Genomic DNA, 21,408 nt, shown 5'->3' with positions numbered 1-21,408 from the left:
CACCCGGAGGTCGGTCGATTCTATATTGGCTTAAATGATTTCTTTTTGCTTCTGTTCTCTTTGTATACATAGCCGTCACCATAACCATAGCCGTAGCCATAGTGGTGTTTACCAAAGCCGCGGGGACGAATGCCATTGAACACAATGGCCATATTTTTCAGGATATTTACTTTACTGTTCTTGTCTATCTGTTCAACCAGCACTTTTGGCGTATGCCGGTGCCTGATAACATATAAGGTGGCGTCGCATAAAGGCGAAATGATGTATGCATCTGTTACCGGGGCAACCGGCGCCGAATCGATGATGATATAGTCAAAGATAGCCTCCAGGTAATTCAGCAGCTCGGGCAGCTTGTTGCTCATTAATAATTCGGTTGGATTGCCCGACAACGGTCCGGCAGGAATAAAGAATAAATTATCATTTAATTCCGTGCGTTTGATGATCTCTTCCGGTTCGCGGGTACCCAGCAAATAGCTCGACATGCCCACTTCTCTGTCAATTCCCACGTTCTCACTAATGGCCGGACTGTGCAGGTCCATTTCCAGCAACACCACCTTTTTACCGGTCAGGGCCATACTCAGCGCCAGGTTGGTAGCTATAAAGCTTTTCCCTTCGCCCGAAATACCGGAAGTAACCAGTACTTTTTTATGCGTGGTATTTATACCCAGGTAATTGAGCGCCACCCGCAATTTCCGGAACTGCTCAGCCACAAACGTGCGGTTGTTTGATCCTATCACGATCGGATTCTTTTCCTTGCTTTTTGAGATCTCTGCTATTACCGGATGGCTGGTCAGGCGTTCAATATCCTGGCGATACATGATCTTCCTGGTGAACAATTCTTTCAGGGTAACCCATATTACAAAGAATGCCATGGCAACTACGATCGCAATCGCAAACACGATCGGCATTTTGGGACTAACCGGCGCCACTGTGGTAGAAGCGTGGTCAACCACGCGGCTGTCAGATACATTGGCTGCATAGGAAAGCGCTGTTTCTTCCTTCTTCTGCAACAGGAAAGCATAAATGCTTTGCATGGTATTTTGCTGACGGCTTATTTCTATCAGGTCACGTTCCTTTTTAGGAATGGTTTGCAATACCGAAGTATAGGAATTGTTGGTGCTGGCCAGGTTCGTTTTGCTGGCTTGCAGATTTCTCCGCTGGTTTTGAATATTCTCCAGGATACCGGGTTTTATCCGGTTGATCTGGTCAGCTACTGAAGTCAGTAATGGGTTACCTTCACCGGTAGTTGATTTCTTCTTTTCGTATTCCAGCTCCTTTTCATATAATTTATCCAACAGGCTCGACAACACCGGGTCAGTTACCCCTAAGGTAGAAGGTGCTATGCTGCTGTTGTCATCTTTTGCCTTTACATAATGCTCTACCTGGTCAAGCGCGGCCAGTTTCATATCTATCTCACTTAACTTCTGGTCGTTGGCGCTTACATTTTCCAGGAACAGTTTACCCTGCTCGCTTACATCTACTGCCTGTTCTGATGATTTATAACTTTCAATCTTTTTTTCAATGCCACTCAGATCACGTGATACGTGGTTCAACCTGTCTTCCACAAACTTAAGCGTATTGGAAGCCAGGGTGTTTTTATCTTTCAGCATGGCCACATTATAGGCCGTGAGCAATGAATTCAGGATGTCTTCCCCGCGTTCGGGCACTTCATCGCGAATAGTGAGGTTGAGAATGGACGATAATTTACTGGCCGATGCAATTACTAACCGGTTCTGAATATCTGCTATTGCTTTTTTGGGTTGTTGTAAAGAAAAATAGAATTGTCCGTTTGGTGAATAGGTCGAATCTTCCAACCGGGGATTGCGTACAAATTGCAGCGTACCATACGGGGTTTCCACCCATTCATTCAAGGCATACCCTTCTGTACCCAACACTACTTTCTGTTGGGCCCTGTCATACACAAATGGTACTTTCTTTACTTCCCGCAGGCTGTCCGGACTTTTTAGCTTCACAATTATCGGTGAAGTTGTATAGGCGGGCAGTCCGCCGGGCGCCACGCCTTTTTTTGTAAGCCAGGCTGTGTTTGATTCCAGCCAGGAATTGATCTTTCTTTCTTCAAATACGGGCGCATACAGTTGTAAATCGTTTACCACTTCCTTTACCAGGGTGCGGCTCGATAACACCTCAATTTCATTTTCCAGGATCTTTTTGGTAGAGATCAGGTTGAGTGATTCCAACCCTTTTGAATCTTCTACTCCTTTCTTTTCATCTTTAATTAACAACCGGGCGGTGGATTCATACTTTGGAATAGCATACCGCATATACAGGCAAGCCCCGCCAACTGCCAGTAACAACAGAAAGACAAACCAGGGCCAGTACGAAACATAACGGTTCCACAGCTGGGCAGCGCTGGTTTCCTTGCTCTCCATCTCGAGTCCGTTTTTGTGTGTCACTTGCATATAATATTTTTTATCTTGTTACGCGATCTACTACTATTACTCCTAACGATAAGGCACTTAATATGATTGGGATCCACATTTGCGAACGGCTGGTGCTGGCCACCTTTGCTTTATTTGGTTCCACATACACCACGTCATTCGACTTCAGGTAATAGTATGGGGAAGAAAATAATTCTGTATTATTAAGGTTTAAACGATGGGTAACTTTTTTACCATCTTCATCCCGGATCACCAATACATTGTCTCGTTGCGCATAAATAGTCAAATCACCTGCCAGCCCCAGTGCTTCCAGCAGCGTGATACTTTCACTGGGAACTGTTACCACCGTAGGATGCGCTACTTCACCGAGTACGGTAACTTTAAAGTTTAGGAAGCGAACTGTGATAATGGGGTCCACCAACAGCTTTTTATCAACCAGCGATTTGGTAAGTTTATCTTTCAACTCCTCTTTTGTCATCCCAACCGCTTTAACAGTTCCTAAAAAAGGAAATTGAATATTGCCTTCTCCATCCACCAAGTATCCGGTTGCCGTTGTAGTGGTAGCAGTTGGCTGAGCATTACTACTATTAGTATTATTAGCCCCTCCCGGTGTATTGAATACTGCGGATGCTTCAGGGTTCAAACTGCTTACTGTTATACTTAACAGGTCGTTGTTTTGTATTATTGGTTTGGGCATGGCGGGGGGTTGAAATGTACCCGTTTGCTGGCCAGAGAAATAAGTGGCCTTCCTGGTATTGGTGCACGAAGCACTCACCAGGATGATTAATAAAAGCCAAAAACTGTGTAGTGCACGCCACGTGAATGGCTGCGTTATATTCCTATAACCCATATATGTTATTTAATTTTGCTTGTTAAGCATTTCAGCTACCTGGGGAAAATCCCCATACAATCAGGCGCCAGAGGCAGGGAGTTTTTTAATGGCAAGCCTAAGGTGGTTTCGTTAAGGTCAGGTATGTTTATCAAAAAGCTTGCACATTATCAGCGAATAGCATATTATTTTTATGTGCAACCTGTGGATAACTATTGTTTTTTTATGATTTTCAGCACTCAAACCATTCTACTTAAGAAATCTGTTCAACTCCTGCGGGTGCCGGTTTTATATTGTTCTTAACAGAATATAAGTAGCGTTCTCCTTTCAACTTCTTTACCTCATTCACGTATTGCTTTATATCCTGCTCTTTTTCTTTCTGGCATATCAACAGCGCATCCTTTGTATCAACTACTATATAATTATGCAGGCCCTGTAACACTACCAGTTTTTCGTTCGACGCATGTACCACACATTGGGTAGTATCTATTGTCAGTACACTATTGCCGGCCACCGCGTTATTACGTACATCTTTACCCATGTTTTCCCATGCACTGTTCCAGGTGCCCAAATCACTCCATCTGAACGATGCCGGGATGATGTATACGTTGTTTGCCTTTTCCATTACAGCAACATCGATCGACACATTTTCGCACACTGCATAGATATCAGCGATCATTAACTTCTCAAAACTTGTTCCAAGCCAGTTTTGTTTTTCTTTAAATAGCTGATACAGATCGCCGAGATATTTTTCAATTGCATTTATAATTGATCTGGCCTTCCACACAAAAATGCCTGAGTTCCACAGGTATTCCCCACTACTTACAAAATTTGCCGCGCGTTGCGCATCCGGTTTCTCAGTGAACGTAATTACCCGGTGAACCCCATCTTTACCTGCCTCTTTGTTGAACTGTATATATCCATACCCAGTATTTGGGTAAGATGGCTTAATTCCAATAGTTAGGAGTGCTTCATGTGTTTCAACAAAATCCAATCCTTTTGTACAAACAGCTTCAAACTCCTGCTGATCGAGGATCAGGTGATCGGCCGGCGCTACGATAATTGAAGCGTTGGCGTCTCTTTGCAATATTTTAAAGGAAGCGTACGCTATACAGGGAGCCGTATTTTTTCTGTCGGGCTCACTTAAGATATTTTCCTTAGGCATCAGCGGTAATTGCTTCTCTACAATACCGGTATAATCTGTGGAAGTAACTACATAAATATTTTCCAGTGGCGCCAGCCGCTCAAACCGGCGGAATGTTTGCTGGATCAGTGTTTCTCCGGTACCCAGGATATCAAGAAATTGTTTGGGATAATCTGTTCTGCTTACCGGCCAAAAACGGGAGCCTATACCACCAGCCATAATTACCACATAAGTCGATCGTTGCATACACGTTCTTATTTTGTTTAAGCAATAAAAGTTGCCCTAACAAACACGAAAACAGTTTGTGAAATGTTAGTAGCAAATCGTTAATAGTTGAAATGGAAAAACTAAATATCCCCCAATCGAAGCAACTCATGTTCTATCACTCAAAAGAATTTAGTGGTCAATCTCCAAAAGGTTATGCATGGAACCCCACACCATTATGCAAATGATAAGCCTCAATCTTAATATATAGTTTATTACAATATAATGAGGTTATTAACAAAAACTGACCGTGGTTATGTGTAATAAAATACTCAAACCCCAATCCTTTTGACTGAAATGATCAAAAAGATTGGGGTTTGGAAAAATATACCCAATATTATTGTAGAATGTTATATTACTGTTACCCCGCTATTTAAACATACAAATAACGGTTGAGTTTTGCACCATCTTGCCGTTCTCAAAATTCATGAGCATGAACATAACAATGGTATTGCCGCTGTCTTTGATCTGGCCCACATCAAACGTAATGGTTTGTGCGGTCAAGTTTTTGGGATCATTGTCCATTACATCGCCATAATGCTCGTAGGAAAAATGGTAGCCGTTCCAGGGGCTTTTAAAAGGATTGTCACTATTATCAACACCTGCTTTATTACTCAACTCCAGCTCCTTGCTGTTGTACAGTGGTTCGTTCAGCGCCGTATTGAACCGTAATGAGTCAAGTACTTTCAACTTGCCTGTACCGGTAAAAACGAGGCTATTTTTCTTGCGGGTAATTGTCAGGGTTTCTTCCCCGGTTTTTACCAGCTCGGGCGTACTCTTTTTTTCGCCGGAAAGGAGGTATTCATCAAATTCCGCTTTTGATAAGCCAAACTTTGCGTAGATAACTGAAGAATCGGTAACATTTGGAAGGGAGTCGCGCACCCAGGCTGCGTTTCTTTGCATGGCCTTCATCACCTTGTTACTCAGCTCAACCTGCCGGGGGGTGAGCGATTGCTTTACAGCCATAAGGTCAACCTTGTGTTCACCCAGCTTCAACCAGGATCTGATGTCTTCCCCATACTCCTGCCCAGCGGCAGCCTGACCATAACCCTGTACCATAAAAGACACGAGGGCAACCAGGATTAAACTAATGGATTTCATAGATATAATGATTAGCTGACAAGATAATATACATTTCTTAAATATAAAAACGGGAAGTTCCGGCGCCTGGCAAACGGCAAACAAAGGCAGTAGGCAGTATTTCTTCCCCCTCCTGACATACCGTTGTCACTACCCCTGTTTTACTTTGTACCAATAAAAAATACAATTATGACAACCCAATACATGGCCCCGGCCACCCCAACAGACACAGCAATAGCCTATTTAATGAAGAACTATGCGAATTATAACCTGTGGGCCAACACCACCCTGGTAAGATGGCTGAAAAGCAAACCCGCCGCCGAACTGGAACAGGAAGTGGCCAGCAGCTTTCCCAGTATAAAGCTGACGCTGCTGCACATCTGGCAAACAGAACGTTACTGGCTCTCCATAATCAAAAAGCAGGACCAGCAGCCCTACAGCGAATTCACCGGCACCCTGCAGGATGTATTTGACGTCCTGTTGAAAACATCCGGTGAACTGGCTACCCACATCAGTACCATGACCGATGAAACCGTACAGGAAAGGACCTTTATTGAAAGCCCCTGGTTCAGCTGCGACTTCAGGAATTTTGAATACATCGTACAGGTGGCCAACCACAGCACCTATCACCGGGGCCAGGTAATAACCATAGGCAGAAACCTGGGCTACACCGATGCGCCTATGACTGATTATAATTTATATAATATAGATGGGAAGGAGTTCTGATCAATTAGCAATAGACAATTGTCAATGGCTCGCGAGCTTTAAATCCTATAAGCGATGTTGCACAGCCGGCAACCTTTGCCTATTGCTTATTGCCTGTTGGCCATTGTTCTCTGCCTTCTGCCTTTCATGCCGCGCAGAGGTATATTGCTTGCAGCCTGAGGCTTGCAGTTGTTTACAAATGTGGTTTTTACTATTATTAAAGCAGCTGCAATCGTTACCGGTATCGTTTGCACAAATTAATGTTAAAAGCTAACGCTAACAACTAGGTACAAGCTTTAAATTTAGCAGCGAACATTTTTTTTAACGATTAAACTTGCCTTAAAGTATGAAAAAAAATCTCAGCGCCCTGGCGGCGCTAGTTATCCTTTTTGCCGGTTGCGCAAAAAACCACGAACTGCCATCAGATCCATCAGACCGCTCCGCCTCTGCTGAAACAAGCACTACCGTTACAACCGAATCGGCTTTAAAAACAGCCATCGCCAATGCGAAAGCCGGTGATATTATTACGGTTAGCGGTACTATTAAGCTAACATCTACCCTGCAATTGCTCAACAGCGGCACCTCCAGCTCCAAGATCAACTTTACAGGAGGCACCCTCGATTGCTCCGGCCAGCCAAGCGGCAGCTGGGGTGTAAAATGCAATGGCAGCTACTGGAACATCACCAATATGGTGATCAAGAATGCGCCCGATGCCGGCCTGGTATTCCAGACTGGCGGTAACAACTACTGTAATAATGTTACCACTACCGGTAATCACGACACCGGTTTGCAGGTGTATAACAGTGCTCACGACGACTACATTCTTTCCTGCAAATCGAATGAGAACTACGATCCAGCCAATGGTGGTGAAAATGCCGATGGCTTTGCCTGTAAATTATCAGGCGGCGCCAACAACAAGTTCCAAAGCTGCGTAAGCAACCACAACTCCGATGATGGCTGGGACCTGTACGGCCAACCTTCCACCGTTACCATTACCGGTTGCACTGCCTCTAACAATGGCTATGGCACCGATGGCGATGGCAATGGTTTCAAACTGGGCAGCGCCGGACAAAGCGTACCCCATACCGTTACCAATTGCACAGCTACCAACAACAAAGCCTGGGGCTACGATGGCAATGGCAATACCGGCCATATAACTATCACTGGAAGTGGTGGCTCGGGAAATGGTTCCGGATTGATGACGAGAATTTATTAAACCCCCGGCCCCCTAAAGGGGGAGTGATAAGTATTATAAAGCAAAAGCATCCCGATGCATCGGGATGCTTTTGCTTTATTCTGGTGCCTGTTGGAAATCGGCAATTAAATATTCAATATTTCTTCCCTCTTTTTCATCTCTCTGCTTCGCCCGCCGTAGCTTTAGCGCAGAAGGGCCTTTTGCAACAACGCCACACTCTCCTGGTCTCCTGCCCTTTTAGCATGATCCAACGCGGTCTCTCCATTTTCATCCTTGATGTTTGGATCGGCATTGGCAGCCAGCAATACTTTTACTACCTCGGGATGGCGGTTACGGCAGGCAGCCATTAATGCGGTGGCTTTATAAGTGGTTTGCGTATTTACCTGCGCACCATTATCAATTAACAACCGGGCCAGGTCTGCATAGCCTTTCGCTGCAAGCGTCATTAAGATGGTTTCACTATCATGCATCAGGAAATTCACATCGGCATCATGCGTTATCAGCAGGCTGGCAATCTCTTTATGATTATTGTTACAGGCATATACAAGCGGGGTTAGTTTTTCCCTGCTTTCTATATTAACCTTCGCATCGTTGTTTAATAACAGCGAAACAATGTCATGAAAGCCATGGTTGGCGGCATACATCAGCGGGGTAACCTCATCCTTGTTTACGGTATTTACGTTTGCCTTATTTTCCACCAGCACATGAGCGGCTTCGGTGTGCCCTTTCATAGCAGCAATAGACAGAGCCGTTTCACCGGATTTGTCTTTGTCTTCCACATGTGCGCCATTGGTTATCAGCAAATGCACCATGTCTTTTTCGCCCAGGGCGGCGGCCACCAATAAAGGGGTGCGGCCTTCCGCATCTTTCTTATTCACATCAACCTTGCCCATTCTCAGCATATGGTCTACACTGCCAATATCATTCTTGTTGATGGAGTCAAACAGATCGTTATCGAACCTGGCGCAACTGCCTAAAAGCAGCATGCAAACCAATACAGGTAATAATAATGCCTTTTTCATGAAGTGTTCTAAGCTACAAAATCTTTTAAAAACACGCAATCTATATTAAAATTATAACATATTTGAAACAGGCAATTTATTTGATTGGAATGCACCTGCAAACTACCTCAACAACGTTACCGTTTCCGTTTTATCACCCATGCGCAGCTTAAGAAAATAAACGCCTGCTGTTTTTAAATAGTTTTTCTCAATGGGTAAAGTGTAGGTACCGGCTTCCTGTTTTTGCTCCAGCAGTACCGCCACCAATGAACCGGTTGCATCATACAAACCCAGGTTCACCTTAACCGGTTTGGTGAGCAGATACCTGGCAGTAAAAGTCTCCCCTACCGGATTGGGAAAAACAGATAATTTCGTAACTACTTCATGGGATGTTATAACTTCCGATAAGGTAGTGGCTGTTGTTACCGATGATTCAAAACATCCCAGGTCGGGCGCCGAACCATTATATGCAAAACCGATATTAGTGCCTTTATTGATACAATCACTTCCGGTGACCAGCCGCATAAAATTATCGGCAGGCAAACTGCCATCTGCCTGGCGGGCTGCCGTAAGCAGACTTTGATCTGTACTCAGAAAATCTGAACTGTTCACGGTTACCGGTAACGTAAAATAATTAAAACTCACATCGCTGGCAGCATTATCCAGGTTGCTCACCTCGGAACTGCGGGCGCCCCAGCCCAGGTTGTTCTTCAGGTTATGATCATAACCCGGAACATCAGTCGTATGATCGGCGCTCCGGTTCAGCATATTGTAATTTACGGCATTCAAATACGCCGAGTTATTATACCAGTTGTTGCCGCCCAGGTGGTGATTGGCATAAAAACCCGCTGATTTGTTCCGCACGGCTAAACAAAAACGAATATTGTGACGGGGAATAGTAGCCGGCAGGTTACTGAAATCGGTAACGCCAAAACCGCCTCCTTTAAAGCCATTCCCATCCCCCAAACTGGCAAAGGAAGTAGAATACCCATTGTAAAAGCTCCAGCAGTTTTCGATGGTCACCGCTTCAAAAGCGTTGATTAAATCAAAGCCATCGTCACTGTTAAACCAGGCCCGGCAGCCCCTGAACACATTATTGGTGTACCCTACCAGGTCGTTGTTGGGGTGACAGCCAAATCCGTCTGTATTGCCGCCCAGCTTGTTTTCAGAAACATTGTCCCAGTTGTTATAGGCATCGCAATTCAGGATCAGGTTGTTTCCTCCTTTGGTTAAATAAAACCCAATAGCCTTCCCATCGTGCATACTCAGTTGTTCATAAATGTTATTGCTGCCCGTGTTCTCAAAGCACTCACTCTGGGTATGCGTGGTAATATTTACCTGTACGCCCACCACTTCAATCCCCCTGATATGGATCCACGAACCGGTCACCTCAAAGGCATTGATGCGAAAACCCGCGGGATTGATGCCCGAATAATTAAACACCGGCTTTTCGTTGGGATAGTTCCAGTATTTGATACGGTTGTTGCTGGTGCCGCTTTTATTAAGCAGGGTAACATAGGCCCAGATGCCGGAATACTGGGCAATCTGTGCGGTGGTCATTACGTAGGTACCTCCCCGTATGTACACCGTATCGCCTGCTGCGGCGGAAGTTTGTGCCCGTTGAATAGTGAGGAAGGGAGTACCGATGGCGCCGGCATTGGTATCGTTGCCATTGGTGGCAACATAATAGATCTTACTAAAAGCGGGTGTGGCAAACCCGGTCAGCAGCAGGCAGAGCGCCGCTGCAGCATACAATTTTTTCATAGATGGTTCAATCGTTTGGTATCGCTTAAATTACCCAATTCAGCTTGCGCAACCATCCTGCGCCATCCTTATAAACATTTAAGTGGGATAGATACTTACAATTTCTTAATGCGTTATTTGCAAAAAATAACGACTTTGCAGCAATTGATTACTGGGAAAATTAAAAGCTATCAAATGGAATATAAATTGCAAAAACCGGTTCAGGGCACCATCGGCACCACCAAATACCAGCATGTTATTGAGTGGCGCAATGGCCAGTTCATTGCCGATGAACCGGAAAAACAAGGCGGCCAGGACACCGGCCCCGATCCTTATACCCTATTATTGTCATCACTGGCCAGTTGTACCCTGGTGACCCTGCGCATGTATATCGATAGAAAAGGCTGGGACATTCCGGTAATTAAAGTGAATGTGAACATGTGGCAGACAAAGGAAAACGACATCCTGACCACTTACCTCGACCGCGATGTAGTGCTACCCGAAGGAACCGATCCAGAGCAAAAGAACAGGCTGCTGGAAATTGCGGCGCAATGCCCCGTTTCGAAAATATTGGAAGGGAACATCAAAGTGCGCAGCTATGTGTATCACGATGAGGATGTTGATAAGAAGATCAAATACACCAACGGCGATATTACCGTGGTTTGGAAACCCGAGCTCTGCAAACACTCCGGCCGCTGCGTAACCCAATTACCCAAGGTGTTCAACCTGAAAACAAAACCCTGGGTCACCATCACCGGCGCCGATTCCGAAACAATAAAAGCGCAGGTAGATAAATGCCCTACCGGCGCGTTGAGTTGGTTTAAGAATGATGATACTACTGAAAATACTCCTTCTTAATAAACCTGCAACTGGAACCGGTTACCAGATACCGGTTTCCAGTTCTCAGTTCAGAGTTCAGAGTTCAGAGTTCAGAGTTCTCAGTTTTGAGTTCTCAGTTTTGAGTTCTTCATTGCCGCGATGAGGCCTTTGCCTTTTGCCCTTTGCCCTTTGCCTTTTACCCTTTGCCCTTTGCCTTCCCCACTGAATCCCGAAAGCTATCGGGAGCCTACTGCCTTCTATGTCTGCCGTCTGGCAACTCTATTAATTAATCTTTATATTTTCATGTCCATAACTTTAATTTAATTAAATTTATACTTACCAGCAGTTTACTTAACTTTAATTACAGTTATTTTTGTTTCACAAGTGCTGCACGTTCTCTTTAATTATAGCCGGAAACACACCAGGTTCGAACCGCCCGTTTTTATTCATTCCCCTATATTTTAATTATTGTCAACCAATAATGGATTAATCATTTCCATAAATCAAACACAAACAACTACCAACTAAAACTTTGTCAAGATGAAAAAAGATTATTTAAGTCAGCCGGGCATGATCCTGGCCGGGCTTCTTATGCTTGTCATTGGCTTTGCAGCCTGTAAAAAGGCCCGGTTTGAAACGCAGGCCAACCAACCCGCCGCCGTTTCCTCCAAACCCAATGCCCGGGCAGCGGTGGCCTCGGCTACCCTTTCCGGCATGGACCCCATCAAGGTGATGTCGTTTAACGTCAGAAACGACGATCCCACTGATCCGTTCTCGCAGTATGTTCGTAAGGACTATTGTCTGCAGATCATCCTCGATAACGATATAGATGTCCTGGGCCTGCAGGAAATTGCGGTTGACAGCATCGAGACCTGGTTCAATACCCAACTAACAGCAGCCGGTTATGGTTATTACAAAACCGGTCCCGCTAACGGTTCACCCAAAACGATCTATTATAAGAACAGCCGGTTTACCCGTACCAGCGCGGGCAATTTCACAATGCAAACATCAGAATTCCGCAGCGGCAAATGGGTGGTGCTGCAGGACAAGCTCAACACGGCCAACAGCTACTTTGTGGTGAACAGCCACTGGACAACTGTAAGCTCTGCAGAACGTCAGCTCGATGCCGATACGGTATTACTGAACATCAATAACAATAACACCGCCAACCTGCCGGTTATTTGTATTGGCGACTTTAACGCCCAACCCGGCACTGCCGAAATAGGTATTATTAAAGATGCCAGCGGCCTCAACATGGTTGATGCCTTGTTCGATAGCAGCGGCGATCCTACCTTCCATGGCTGGGATGCCACCGGCGACCATAAGATCGACTGGCTGCTCAGCACCCGCAACATGGCCTTCACCAGCTCCAGCGTAATCACCAAAAGCTTTACCGTAAACGGACAAACGCTCTGGCCATCCGACCACTGGCCGGTAATGGCTTCCTATGTACCCGGTATCTTTGGTGGCGCCCATACCGATGCCAATGGCATCAGCGCCAGTTCGGCCACCGATTATTTCTTTGCTGACGTTGATGGCGACGGCGATGCCGACAAAATTTACTGGAACTATACATTTGACAGCGGCAAACCAAGAGTGTTCCTTTCCAATGGCGATGGTACCTTTGCCTCAACCGCTATTACCCATGCTGCGGGTGCTTCCACATCTTCTACTACCCGCTATTATTATGCAGATATCGATGGCGATGGCAAAGCAGATGAGGTTCGCTGGAACCCCACGCTCAACTCCGGTCATACCCTCGTTTACCTGGCAACAGGCGGCGGCAACTTCAGCGCCACAGCCATTGACAATCCCGAAGGCACCAGCGCCGGCACCACTACTATTTACAATTTCGCTGATGTGAATGGCGATGGCAAGGCCGATAAAATTTACTGGAATGCTACTTTCGATAATGGCCATACCCGCGTTTACTTAGCTACTTCCGGTGGCAGCTTTAGCGGTACCGTTGTATCAGGCGCTGAGGGCGCCAGCACTACTGCCGGTACACAATTCTGGTATGCCGATGTGAATGGCGATGGCAAAGCGGATGAAATTTACTGGCATCCTGATCTGAACGCTGGCAAAACAATGGTATACATTGCTGATGGCGATGGCACCTTTACGGCGAATTCCTCCTTCAGCAATTCTGCTACCAGCGGTTTATCAAACACCCGCTTCTATTTTGCCGATATAAACGGTGATGGCTTTGCCGATAAGGTATACTGGAACCCGGGTAACTATTACGGCTATCTGAAAGTATATTATTCCGAATCCGGCGCCTTTAACGGCCCTGTTTATACCTTACGCGGCACTTCTCAAAGCGAGAACACGTACTTCTATTTCAATGATGTGAATGGGGATGGGAAGGCGGATCAGGTGCGTTGGAATTATGGGGAGAATAGCGGTGAGTTGAGGAACTACTTTGCTAAATAAAAGGGAGAGGGAGAGACCTGTCAGGTGGACTTCAGCACGCTGAAAATTCAAGCTAACGCTGTCCACCTGACAGGTCTTCCCCTAAGAACCAATAGCTTTTTTCCAACCTTGATACCACACTTTATTCCTCTCCACATCTGCAGGAACCAATGTATCTTTAATAACCTTCAACTGCTGTAATTGCTGCAACCCTGTATACACCCCTGCTTTCAACCCCGCCATATATGCCGCGCCCAGGGCGGAGACTTCAGGAAAACCGCTGATAACAACCTTACGGTTTAGCTGGTTGGCCAGGAACTGTACTACAAAACGATTACCGGTAATACCGCCATCAACCATTAACTGGTTTAATAATAAGCCGGCATCGGTTTCCATGGCGCCAATAACGTCTTTTATCTGGTAGGGAATAGTTTCCAGGGCAGCACGCACCAAATGATTTTTGGTAGTGGCAAAGGTGAGGCCATGAATGCTGGCCTTGCGGTTCATTTCCCAATAGGGAGCGCCCAAACCGCTGAACGCAGGTATCAGGTATACGCCCTGGTTATCTTCGATGGCCATAGCCATGGCTTCAGTATCGCGGCTGTCGTTAAACAATTCCCATTCGTTCTTCAACCATTCAATGGTAGCGCCGCAGGTAACGATCACGCCTTCCAGCGCATAACAAACCTGTTGCCCGGTGCTCCAGCAAATGGTGGTCACCATGCCGGTAGAAGAGGCTTTGGGTTTATCGCCGATGTTCATCATTACCGAACAACCTGTGCCCAGCGTGGCTTTGGCCGAACCGGGTTCAAGACAGGCCTGGCCAAAGGCAGCTGCGTGTGAATCGCCGATCATCCCGGTGATGGGAATGACATTCTCCAGCACGCCCAGCAGGTTGGTTTCACCAAACATAAAGGAAGCAGGCACACAACGCGGCAGGTTGAGGGTTTGCAGGTTGAATGCTTTCAACAGATCGGCATCCCAATCGAGGGTGGCGATGTTGAAAAACAACGTGCGGGAGGCGTTTGTATGATCGGTGTAATAGCTTTGTCCGTTCGTGAATTTATACAACAACCAGGTATCGATGGTGCCAAAATAAGCTTCCCCTTTATCGATGGCCTGTTTTACTTCGGCTACATTTTCATACAACCAAACCAGTTTGGTGCCCGAGAAATAGGGATCAACCAGTAAACCGGTTTTTGTGCGGATATCATCGGCAATGGGCAATGGTTTTAACCGCTCACAAATTTCTACCGACCGCTTACATTGCCATACCACGGCGTTATACAATGGTTTGCCGCTCTTATCCCATACAACAAATGTTTCGCGCTGGTTGCTGATGCCGATGGCTTTGATGGCCCACACATCCAACTGCTGACTGGCAAAATTTTCCAGGCAATGTTTTACCGATGCCAGCACGTTTTGTACAATACCCTCGGGGTCCTGCTCCACAAAACCATTGGCGCCATAATTCGTTTGCAAAGGCTCCTGACCACGCGCCACCACTTTCCCCTGCTCATTAAAAATAATGGTTTTGGTACTGCTGGTTCCCTGGTCAATAGCTAATACATACTGTTGTTTGCTCATGTTCTTATTTCTTATTACCGCCTTTGTCAATTATAACTGCAATTAAAATAACAGCCCCTTTTACTACCTGTTGCCAGAAGGGTGATACGTTCAACAACACGAGGCCGTTATTCAATACGCCGATGATCACTGCGCCCATTACGGTACCGCCAATGCTGCCCTTCCCTCCTGATAAAGAAGTGCCACCGATCACGACTGCTGCAATAGCATCCAGTTCGTAACCGGTACCGGCATTGGGTTGCGCCGAGTCGAGCCGGGAGGTGACCATAATGCCACCTACTGCTGCCAATGCACCGGCAATGCTGTATACAATAAGTTTTACTTTATTAATGTTGATGCCCGATAAGATGGCCGCATTTTCATTACCACCAATGGCATAAATATAGCGGCCCAGCCTTGTTTGTCTGGTAATAAATACCGCCAGCAATACCACCACACCTGCTATCCAAACCGGTACGGGAATACCCAGCAGCCAGCCGGTACCGATAGTGGCAAACGGCGCCCCCAGGTTACTGATGGGATGGCCCTGCGTCCACAACATGGTCAGCCCGCGTGCAATGGTGAGCATGGCCAGGGTGCCTACAAACGGCGGCACTTTGAATTTCGTAATTACAAATCCATTGAACCAGCCAAGCAGGGAGCCCACAATGATGCCCCCCAGCAAGGCTCCTAAAAGTGTAAAACCAACAAAAAGATCGGCCGATGGCAGCTTGATCCCGTTCTTTAATAATCCGGCGGTGACAGCGCCACACAAGGCCAGTATAGATCCTACAGACAAATCGATGCCTGCTGTTAAAACAATCAGGGTCATGCCCACGGATATGCAAATATTCACTGCTATCTGCCTTAACACATTCCAGCCATTGTCCATGGTAAGGAACTTATCGCTTAAGATGGCAATGATGGTACACAGCACAACCAGCGCGATCAGGGATTGCAACCGGGAAAGGTTTATCGTATTATTTCTTTGAATCGCAGTCATCAGGCAGTAATATTATGTTGTATGGCATGTTTCAGAATATTGCTTTCGGTGGCTTCGGCAATGGGAATATTGGCAGTGAGCCTTCCTTCTGCCATTACCAGCACGCGGTGCGAAGCAATGAGGATCTCCGGCAGTTCCGACGATACCAGCAGAATGGCCATGCCGGCCGATGCCAGTTTCTTCATCAGGTTGTAGATCTCGAACCGGGCATTGATGTCGATACCCCGCGTAGGTTCATCCAACAACAAAATGCTGGGATTGGTAGCCAGCCATTTGGCCAGCACGATCTTTTGCTGATTGCCTCCGCTCAGGTTACCGGCCAGGTTGTTTTCAGAATGGGTTTTAATACCCAGCTGTTGAATATAGTCTTTCGATAACTCGGTTTCTTTTTTATTACGAAGTACGATCCCCCATTTTTCCAGCGTGTCCAGCACCGTAATGCTGATATTCGTTTTTATCTTTTGGTCCAGGATCAGGCCATGTGCTTTTCTGTCTTCCGGCACCAGGGCAATTCCCTGTTGAATGGCCTGGATGGGCGATTGGATCTGTACTCTTTTTTCATTGACGAAGATGTTACCGGTGGCCCTTTTGGGATGCATGCCAAACAAGGTCTCCATCAACTCCGTGCGGCCGGCGCCCATCAATCCATACAATCCAACGATCTCGCCTTTGTGCAGGGTGAAGGTAATATCTGTGAGCACATTGTTTTTAAGGCGGGAGGCGCTTTTCAGATTGATGTCACGCACCTGCAACACCGGTTCGGTAAATGTTTGCGTGGGATGGTTGGTGGTCCCGTTCACTGCACGGCCCGTCATTCTACGGATCAGTTCATCCTGCGTCATTTCGGCCATTAACCCGCTATCTACCGAACAGCCATCGCGCATCACCACAAACCGGTCAGCTATGGTAAACAATTCTTTCAGTTTATGTGAAATATAAACGATGGTTTTGCCTTCGCTGCGCAGTTCGTTGATGATCACAAACAGGTTGTCTGCCTCTTTATCACTGATGGCCGACGTAGGCTCATCCATAATGATCACATTGGCCTTTGTATGCAGGGCTTTGGCGATCTCTACCAATTGCTGCTGACCAACTTTTAAGGAGCCTACCAGCTGACCGGGATCGGCATCCAGTTTTACTTTTTCCAGCAGCGTGCGGGTTTCGCGCGCCATTGCTTTTTTATCCAGTATGCCTACGGCATTGCAACGCTCACGGCCCAGGAAGATATTTTCGGTGATGCTGAGGCCCGGCACCAGGTTCAGCTCCTGGTGAATGATCACTATGCCTTTTGCTTCTGCATCTTTGGTGCCGGTGAGTTTTAACGGCTCGTTGTTGTAAATAATGCTCCCTTCATAATCAACGTACACGCCCGACAACACTTTCATGAGGGTACTCTTACCGGCGCCATTCTCCCCTATTATTGCATTCACCTTACCGGGATGCAACTCCAGGTTCACGTTATTGAGGGCGGTAACCCCGGCAAACTTTTTCGTTATGTTTTGTGCAATCAACATGGTTATTGTTGAATGATTTTACATTGAACAGGTATAATTTCCAGATCATTGAGCGAATAATGCGCTTCATTCAACTCTATAGCACCTACACAGGCAATAGCATCATCCTTCTTCACTTTCGATTTAAAAGGCGGCAGCACTACATTCCTTATCCTTTTATTCAGTTCTTCAGATATACCATTCAGGTCCTGGGTGTTTACAAAATCCTTGATGTCAACCAGGCGGGAGGCATCCCTGATCGCATTGCCATATACGTATTCGGTAGCAATCTTCACAGTGAGCGGTTCATTGCTGTTACCGGTTACCACGGTTACATCATCGTCATTCACCGCCGTTACTTTACCGGTTAATTTCACCAGGCCATAGCGGATGTTACCAATGCTCATGGAATTGAAATACGTATCGAAAGCAGCGCCGGCATTTGACTTCATAGCTGTTTGCAAGGCATCGAGGGAGATGGCGCTGTCGAGGCGGGCGGGTAGCCTGCCATCCCATAGCTTTGCCACATACGCAGGGGCATCAAAAGCTTTGGGTTCTACCGACTGCAGTTCGCTGAGTTTTGCGATGAACACAGATTTATAGGCAACCAAACATACAATAAGCGTAAGCAACCCGTATTTTATAATTTTCCTGGCCATACTTTATTTTTTTCCGTAGGCAATATAATCGTTGATATTTTTGGGTGTCACCAGTTCTACCGCTACCGGGATCTTCTGGGGAAAATCCCTTCTGCCCTTAATGTATTCATCGGCAAACTGCGCGGCGGTTTCCGCCATTACTTTGGGAAACTGCATGCCGGTGCCATACACCTTATTTTCTTTAATGGCGGTAATCACGTCTTCTGCGCCATCAAAGCCAAACACTTTTACTTTGAGGGCTTTGCCGGCGGCTACCAGTGCCTGATAGGCGCCCATGGCCATGCCATCGTTGCCGCAGAACACGGCGTCGATATCGGGATGCGCCTGCAGAATGCTTTCCATTACTTCCATGGCTTTATTGCGATCGAAGTCGGCGCTTTGCTGGGCCACCATTTTTAAACCCGGGTAATTATCGGTAACGCTGTGAAAACCTTTTGAGCGCGCCCACGTGTTGTTATCACCAACCAGGCCAAGCAGCTCCACATAGTTGCCTTTCTTATTCAATTGTCTGGTAAAGTCTACTCCTATGGCAACGGCGCCGGAGTAACTGTCGGAGAGGATTTGCGAGGTAGCGGCATTGGTGGCATTGATCTCACGGTCCATACAAAACACCGGAATTTTTGCCGCCTTTGCTTTCATTACATTGGCCACCGAGCCATTGGCATCGGTTGAGTTAAAGAGAATGGCATCATAACCGGCTACAATAATGTTGTCGAAGTTATCGCCTTCGGTACTGGTGTTATTCTGCGAATCGAAGATCTTGGCATCGTAGCCAAGGGCCGTGGCTTTGGCGGCCGCGGTTTCGGCCAGGAAAACAAACCAGGGATTATTGAGCGTTGATACCACAACGGCTATTTTCTTTTTCCCGGTTGTGGTCTTTTGTTGTTTACACCGGGTAAACCCCAGCAGCAGACCAAGCAATGTTATCAATATCGGCAAGCTACGCTTCATATGGAAATGTTTTTGGCAGACCTGTCAGGTGGACTTATGCATGCTGAAATTTCAAGCCAATGCCGTCCACCTGACAGGTCATATTAATTCTTTCACCACATCAGCTATCCCTTCTTTGGTAAGCTGATAGTGATTGAAAATATCCTGTTGTGAACCGGTCACCGTATATTCATCGGGAATACCAATAATGCGGAATGGCTTGTGCAAACCATGCTGCATCAGGTAAGATGCACAGGCTTCACCCAATCCGCCGTACACACTGTGTTCTTCCACGGTAACAATGGCTTTGCATTTAGCAGCCAGCTTCGCCAGCAGATCGGTATCCAGCGGCTTGATGGTATGCATACTTACCACGGTAACGTTAATACCCCGTTCGGCCAGCAGCTTTGCCGCCTGTACAGCAGGATATACCGTTTCACCACAAGCAATAACAGCGGCATCGTTCCCTTCGGTGATCACGCGGCCCTTGCCAAAGGCGAAGGTATCGTCGTTCACTTCCTTCAGGCTGTTCATTACCTTTTTGCCAAAACGCAGGTACACCGGACTGTTGGTTTTTGCCGCCAGCGCCGTAGCCTGGGCCGTTTCAAAATTATCGGCGGGCACTACAACGGTAATGTTGTTGATGCAGCGGAGCGCGGCAAAGTCGTGCAGACTGTGGTGGGTAGAACCGAGCGCGCCATAACTTACGCCGGCGCTGATGCCTACTACCGTAACGGGATTGTCGCTATACGCCACATCGTTCTTGATCTGCTCCAGCGCCCGCGCGGTTAAAAAGCAGGCGGGAGAAACTGCAAATACTTTTTTACCGGCAGCAGCCAAACCAGCGGCTACGCCTACCAGGTTTTGTTCGGCAATACCTACTTCAACAATCTGCTCAGGGAATTTTTTGCCAAAGGGAACCAGTTTGCCCGATCCACGGGAGTCGCTGGTCACCGCAATGATGTCCCTGTCATTTGCTGCTAATTCCTGGAGCACTTCCGAGAAGATCTCCTGGTTGGGTTTGTATCCGTTCGGATCTGTTGGTTCTATATGAGCCATACTTTTTGTTACAGGTTACATGTTTCAGGTTGGAAGTCCCTGGTTCTTTGTTGCGGGGTAAAAGCCTTAAGGTAAAAGCAAAAAGCAAATACAACTGTTTTACCGCTTCTGCCGCGCTGAAGTGTATTGCTTAAAGCTTATGGCTTACAGCTTATAGCTGGCTGTTTGCTTTCAGCTTTTGGCTTTTGGCTTTTGGCCTTCAGCCTTCTTTTAAACAACTGCCTTTGCCATGCTATTATCCAGCTCACTCAACGCCAACGCATACTCTTCTTTACTAGGTACCCCATGGTGCCACTTCAAATTATTCTCCATAAAGCTCACGCCCTTGCCTTTTACGGTATGGGCAATGATCACACTGGGTTTACCGGGTTCAAACGGCAGGCTGTCGAAGGCTGCTTTCAATGCGTCTATATCGTGTCCGTCTACTTCCTTTACGGCCCAGCCAAACGCTTTCCATTTTTCATCCAACGGATCGGTATTACATACTTCTGCCGTAGGCGCAGTGATCTGCAAGGTATTTTTATCTACGATGGCGCACAGGTTATCGAGCTTGTAGTGCGCTGCGGTTAAAGCCGCTTCCCAGTTGGAGCCTTCGGGCAATTCTCCATCGCCCATGAGGGTATATACTTTATAATCGCGTTTGTCCAGTTTGGCGGCAATGGCGTTTCCCACGGAAATGGGTAAGCCATGACCCAGGGCGCCGGTATTTTGTTCTACCCCCTTTACTTTACGCGTAGGGTGACCGATGTAATGCGATTTATACTGACAAAGCGTTTCCAAATGTTCTTCCGGAAAAAATCCTTTATCGGCCAGCACTACAAACAACGCTTCCACACAATGCCCCTTGCTTTGAATGTACCGGTCCCTGTCGGGCGAAGTAAAGGTTTGTGGCGATACCTTCAACGCATGGTTGTACAACACGTTCAGGATATCGGTACACGACAGGCTGCCACCGGTATGACCGGCTTTAGCCCCCACTATATACTTGAGGATCTTTTTTCTGTACTCGACAGACTTTTGCTCCAGTTGTTGTTTGTTCATATCATGTTCTTTTTTGGCAGAAGACTTCATACTTCACGCTTCCTCTGTCAACTTTATCAACTTTAT

Annotated in this window: 17 protein-coding genes; 4 read left to right on the top strand and 13 right to left on the bottom strand. The window is 46.7% G+C overall.

Going from position 1 to position 21,408, the window contains the following annotated elements; all coding sequences use genetic code 11:
• Positions 1-20 precede the first annotated feature (20 nt).
• From NIAKO_RS00380 to NIAKO_RS00365, 4 genes are all read right to left on the bottom strand, one after another.
• Entirely contained in the window at positions 21-2,420 is a 2,400-nt protein-coding gene (locus tag NIAKO_RS00380; protein ID WP_014216395.1) for a GumC family protein, read from the bottom strand.
• 10 nt (positions 2,421-2,430) lie between these two features.
• Positions 2,431-3,249 carry a polysaccharide biosynthesis/export family protein gene (locus NIAKO_RS00375; protein ID WP_014216394.1) on the bottom strand — a complete coding sequence of 273 codons (819 nt, stop codon included), beginning with the start codon at positions 3,247-3,249 and terminating at the stop codon, positions 2,431-2,433.
• Between the two features lie 232 nt (positions 3,250-3,481).
• A complete protein-coding gene (locus NIAKO_RS00370) occupies positions 3,482-4,618 on the bottom strand; it encodes a mannose-1-phosphate guanylyltransferase (RefSeq protein ID WP_014216393.1) in 1,137 nt (378 codons plus the stop codon).
• Between the two features lie 387 nt (positions 4,619-5,005).
• On the bottom strand, positions 5,006-5,737 hold the full coding sequence (locus NIAKO_RS00365) for a hypothetical protein (protein ID WP_014216392.1): 732 nt from the start codon (positions 5,735-5,737) through the stop codon (positions 5,006-5,008).
• Positions 5,738-5,905: 168 nt separating this feature from the next.
• Between NIAKO_RS00365 and NIAKO_RS00360 the strand changes: the two genes are divergently transcribed.
• Together NIAKO_RS00360 and NIAKO_RS00355 are read left to right on the top strand one after the other, a co-directional pair.
• On the top strand, positions 5,906-6,442 hold the full coding sequence (locus NIAKO_RS00360) for a DinB family protein (protein ID WP_014216391.1): 537 nt from the start codon (positions 5,906-5,908) through the stop codon (positions 6,440-6,442).
• Positions 6,443-6,767: 325 nt separating this feature from the next.
• Entirely contained in the window at positions 6,768-7,637 is an 870-nt protein-coding gene (locus tag NIAKO_RS00355; protein WP_014216390.1) for a right-handed parallel beta-helix repeat-containing protein, read from the top strand.
• Positions 7,638-7,798: 161 nt separating this feature from the next.
• On the opposite strand, the gene NIAKO_RS00350 is transcribed toward NIAKO_RS00355, so the two are convergent.
• Together NIAKO_RS00350 and NIAKO_RS00345 are read right to left on the bottom strand one after the other, a co-directional pair.
• A complete protein-coding gene (locus NIAKO_RS00350; RefSeq protein WP_014216389.1) occupies positions 7,799-8,638 on the bottom strand; it encodes an ankyrin repeat domain-containing protein in 840 nt (279 codons plus the stop codon).
• 102 nt (positions 8,639-8,740) lie between these two features.
• The gene (locus NIAKO_RS00345; protein ID WP_014216388.1) at positions 8,741-10,381 is read right to left on the bottom strand and encodes a right-handed parallel beta-helix repeat-containing protein; all 1,641 of its coding nucleotides are present in this window, start codon (positions 10,379-10,381) and stop codon (positions 8,741-8,743) included.
• A gap of 174 nt (positions 10,382-10,555) precedes the next feature.
• On the opposite strand from NIAKO_RS00345, the gene NIAKO_RS36265 reads away from it, so the two are divergent.
• Both NIAKO_RS36265 and NIAKO_RS00335 read left to right on the top strand, forming a co-directional pair.
• Complete coding sequence (locus tag NIAKO_RS36265; protein WP_014216387.1) at positions 10,556-11,218, top strand: (4Fe-4S)-binding protein; 663 nt, start codon at positions 10,556-10,558, stop codon at positions 11,216-11,218.
• Positions 11,219-11,719: 501 nt separating this feature from the next.
• Entirely contained in the window at positions 11,720-13,612 is a 1,893-nt protein-coding gene (locus tag NIAKO_RS00335; RefSeq protein WP_014216386.1) for an FG-GAP-like repeat-containing protein, read from the top strand.
• Between the two features lie 81 nt (positions 13,613-13,693).
• Here NIAKO_RS00335 and NIAKO_RS00330 read toward each other — a convergent pair whose 3' ends face one another.
• From NIAKO_RS00330 to NIAKO_RS00300, 7 genes are all read right to left on the bottom strand, one after another.
• Positions 13,694-15,178, bottom strand: a complete 1,485-nt coding sequence (locus tag NIAKO_RS00330) for an FGGY family carbohydrate kinase (protein WP_014216385.1) — start codon at positions 15,176-15,178, stop codon at positions 13,694-13,696.
• Between the two features lie 4 nt (positions 15,179-15,182).
• Positions 15,183-16,160: an ABC transporter permease gene (locus NIAKO_RS00325; protein WP_014216384.1), complete on the bottom strand. Its 978-nt coding sequence runs from the start codon at positions 16,158-16,160 to the stop codon at positions 15,183-15,185.
• A complete protein-coding gene (locus NIAKO_RS00320; RefSeq protein WP_014216383.1) occupies positions 16,160-17,674 on the bottom strand; it encodes a sugar ABC transporter ATP-binding protein in 1,515 nt (504 codons plus the stop codon). Before NIAKO_RS00320 ends, NIAKO_RS00325 begins: the two co-directional genes overlap by 1 nt.
• 2 nt (positions 17,675-17,676) lie before the next feature.
• The gene (locus NIAKO_RS00315; RefSeq protein ID WP_014216382.1) at positions 17,677-18,312 is read right to left on the bottom strand and encodes a DUF2291 domain-containing protein; all 636 of its coding nucleotides are present in this window, start codon (positions 18,310-18,312) and stop codon (positions 17,677-17,679) included.
• Between the two features lie 3 nt (positions 18,313-18,315).
• Complete coding sequence (locus NIAKO_RS00310) at positions 18,316-19,263, bottom strand: D-ribose ABC transporter substrate-binding protein (protein WP_014216381.1); 948 nt, start codon at positions 19,261-19,263, stop codon at positions 18,316-18,318.
• A 78-nt stretch (positions 19,264-19,341) separates the two neighbouring features.
• Positions 19,342-20,301: a transketolase family protein gene (locus NIAKO_RS00305; protein ID WP_014216380.1), complete on the bottom strand. Its 960-nt coding sequence runs from the start codon at positions 20,299-20,301 to the stop codon at positions 19,342-19,344.
• 210 nt (positions 20,302-20,511) lie between these two features.
• A complete protein-coding gene (locus tag NIAKO_RS00300) occupies positions 20,512-21,342 on the bottom strand; it encodes a transketolase (protein ID WP_014216379.1) in 831 nt (276 codons plus the stop codon).
• Positions 21,343-21,408 lie beyond the last annotated feature (66 nt).

This window comes from Niastella koreensis GR20-10 (genome assembly GCF_000246855.1).
In the GTDB taxonomy this organism is placed as follows: Bacteria; Bacteroidota; Bacteroidia; order Chitinophagales; family Chitinophagaceae; genus Niastella; species Niastella koreensis.
This window is presented reverse-complemented; position numbering and strand designations above follow the sequence as displayed.

Excerpts from the sequence above, each read along its gene's own strand:
- NIAKO_RS00380 (WP_014216395.1), bottom strand. The coding sequence starts at position 2,420 with ATGCAAGTGACACACAAAAACGGACTCGAGATGGAGAGCAAGGAAACC.
- NIAKO_RS00375 (WP_014216394.1), bottom strand. The coding sequence starts at position 3,249 with ATGGGTTATAGGAATATAACGCAGCCATTCACGTGGCGTGCACTACAC.
- NIAKO_RS00370 (WP_014216393.1), bottom strand. The coding sequence starts at position 4,618 with ATGCAACGATCGACTTATGTGGTAATTATGGCTGGTGGTATAGGCTCC.
- NIAKO_RS00365 (WP_014216392.1), bottom strand. The coding sequence starts at position 5,737 with ATGAAATCCATTAGTTTAATCCTGGTTGCCCTCGTGTCTTTTATGGTA.
- NIAKO_RS00360 (WP_014216391.1), top strand. The coding sequence starts at position 5,906 with ATGACAACCCAATACATGGCCCCGGCCACCCCAACAGACACAGCAATA.
- NIAKO_RS00355 (WP_014216390.1), top strand. The coding sequence starts at position 6,768 with ATGAAAAAAAATCTCAGCGCCCTGGCGGCGCTAGTTATCCTTTTTGCC.
- NIAKO_RS00350 (WP_014216389.1), bottom strand. The coding sequence starts at position 8,638 with ATGAAAAAGGCATTATTATTACCTGTATTGGTTTGCATGCTGCTTTTA.
- NIAKO_RS00345 (WP_014216388.1), bottom strand. The coding sequence starts at position 10,381 with ATGAAAAAATTGTATGCTGCAGCGGCGCTCTGCCTGCTGCTGACCGGG.
- NIAKO_RS36265 (WP_014216387.1), top strand. The coding sequence starts at position 10,556 with ATGGAATATAAATTGCAAAAACCGGTTCAGGGCACCATCGGCACCACC.
- NIAKO_RS00335 (WP_014216386.1), top strand. The coding sequence starts at position 11,720 with ATGAAAAAAGATTATTTAAGTCAGCCGGGCATGATCCTGGCCGGGCTT.
- NIAKO_RS00330 (WP_014216385.1), bottom strand. The coding sequence starts at position 15,178 with ATGAGCAAACAACAGTATGTATTAGCTATTGACCAGGGAACCAGCAGT.
- NIAKO_RS00325 (WP_014216384.1), bottom strand. The coding sequence starts at position 16,160 with ATGACTGCGATTCAAAGAAATAATACGATAAACCTTTCCCGGTTGCAA.
- NIAKO_RS00320 (WP_014216383.1), bottom strand. The coding sequence starts at position 17,674 with ATGTTGATTGCACAAAACATAACGAAAAAGTTTGCCGGGGTTACCGCC.
- NIAKO_RS00315 (WP_014216382.1), bottom strand. The coding sequence starts at position 18,312 with ATGGCCAGGAAAATTATAAAATACGGGTTGCTTACGCTTATTGTATGT.
- NIAKO_RS00310 (WP_014216381.1), bottom strand. The coding sequence starts at position 19,263 with ATGAAGCGTAGCTTGCCGATATTGATAACATTGCTTGGTCTGCTGCTG.
- NIAKO_RS00305 (WP_014216380.1), bottom strand. The coding sequence starts at position 20,301 with ATGGCTCATATAGAACCAACAGATCCGAACGGATACAAACCCAACCAG.
- NIAKO_RS00300 (WP_014216379.1), bottom strand. The coding sequence starts at position 21,342 with ATGAACAAACAACAACTGGAGCAAAAGTCTGTCGAGTACAGAAAAAAG.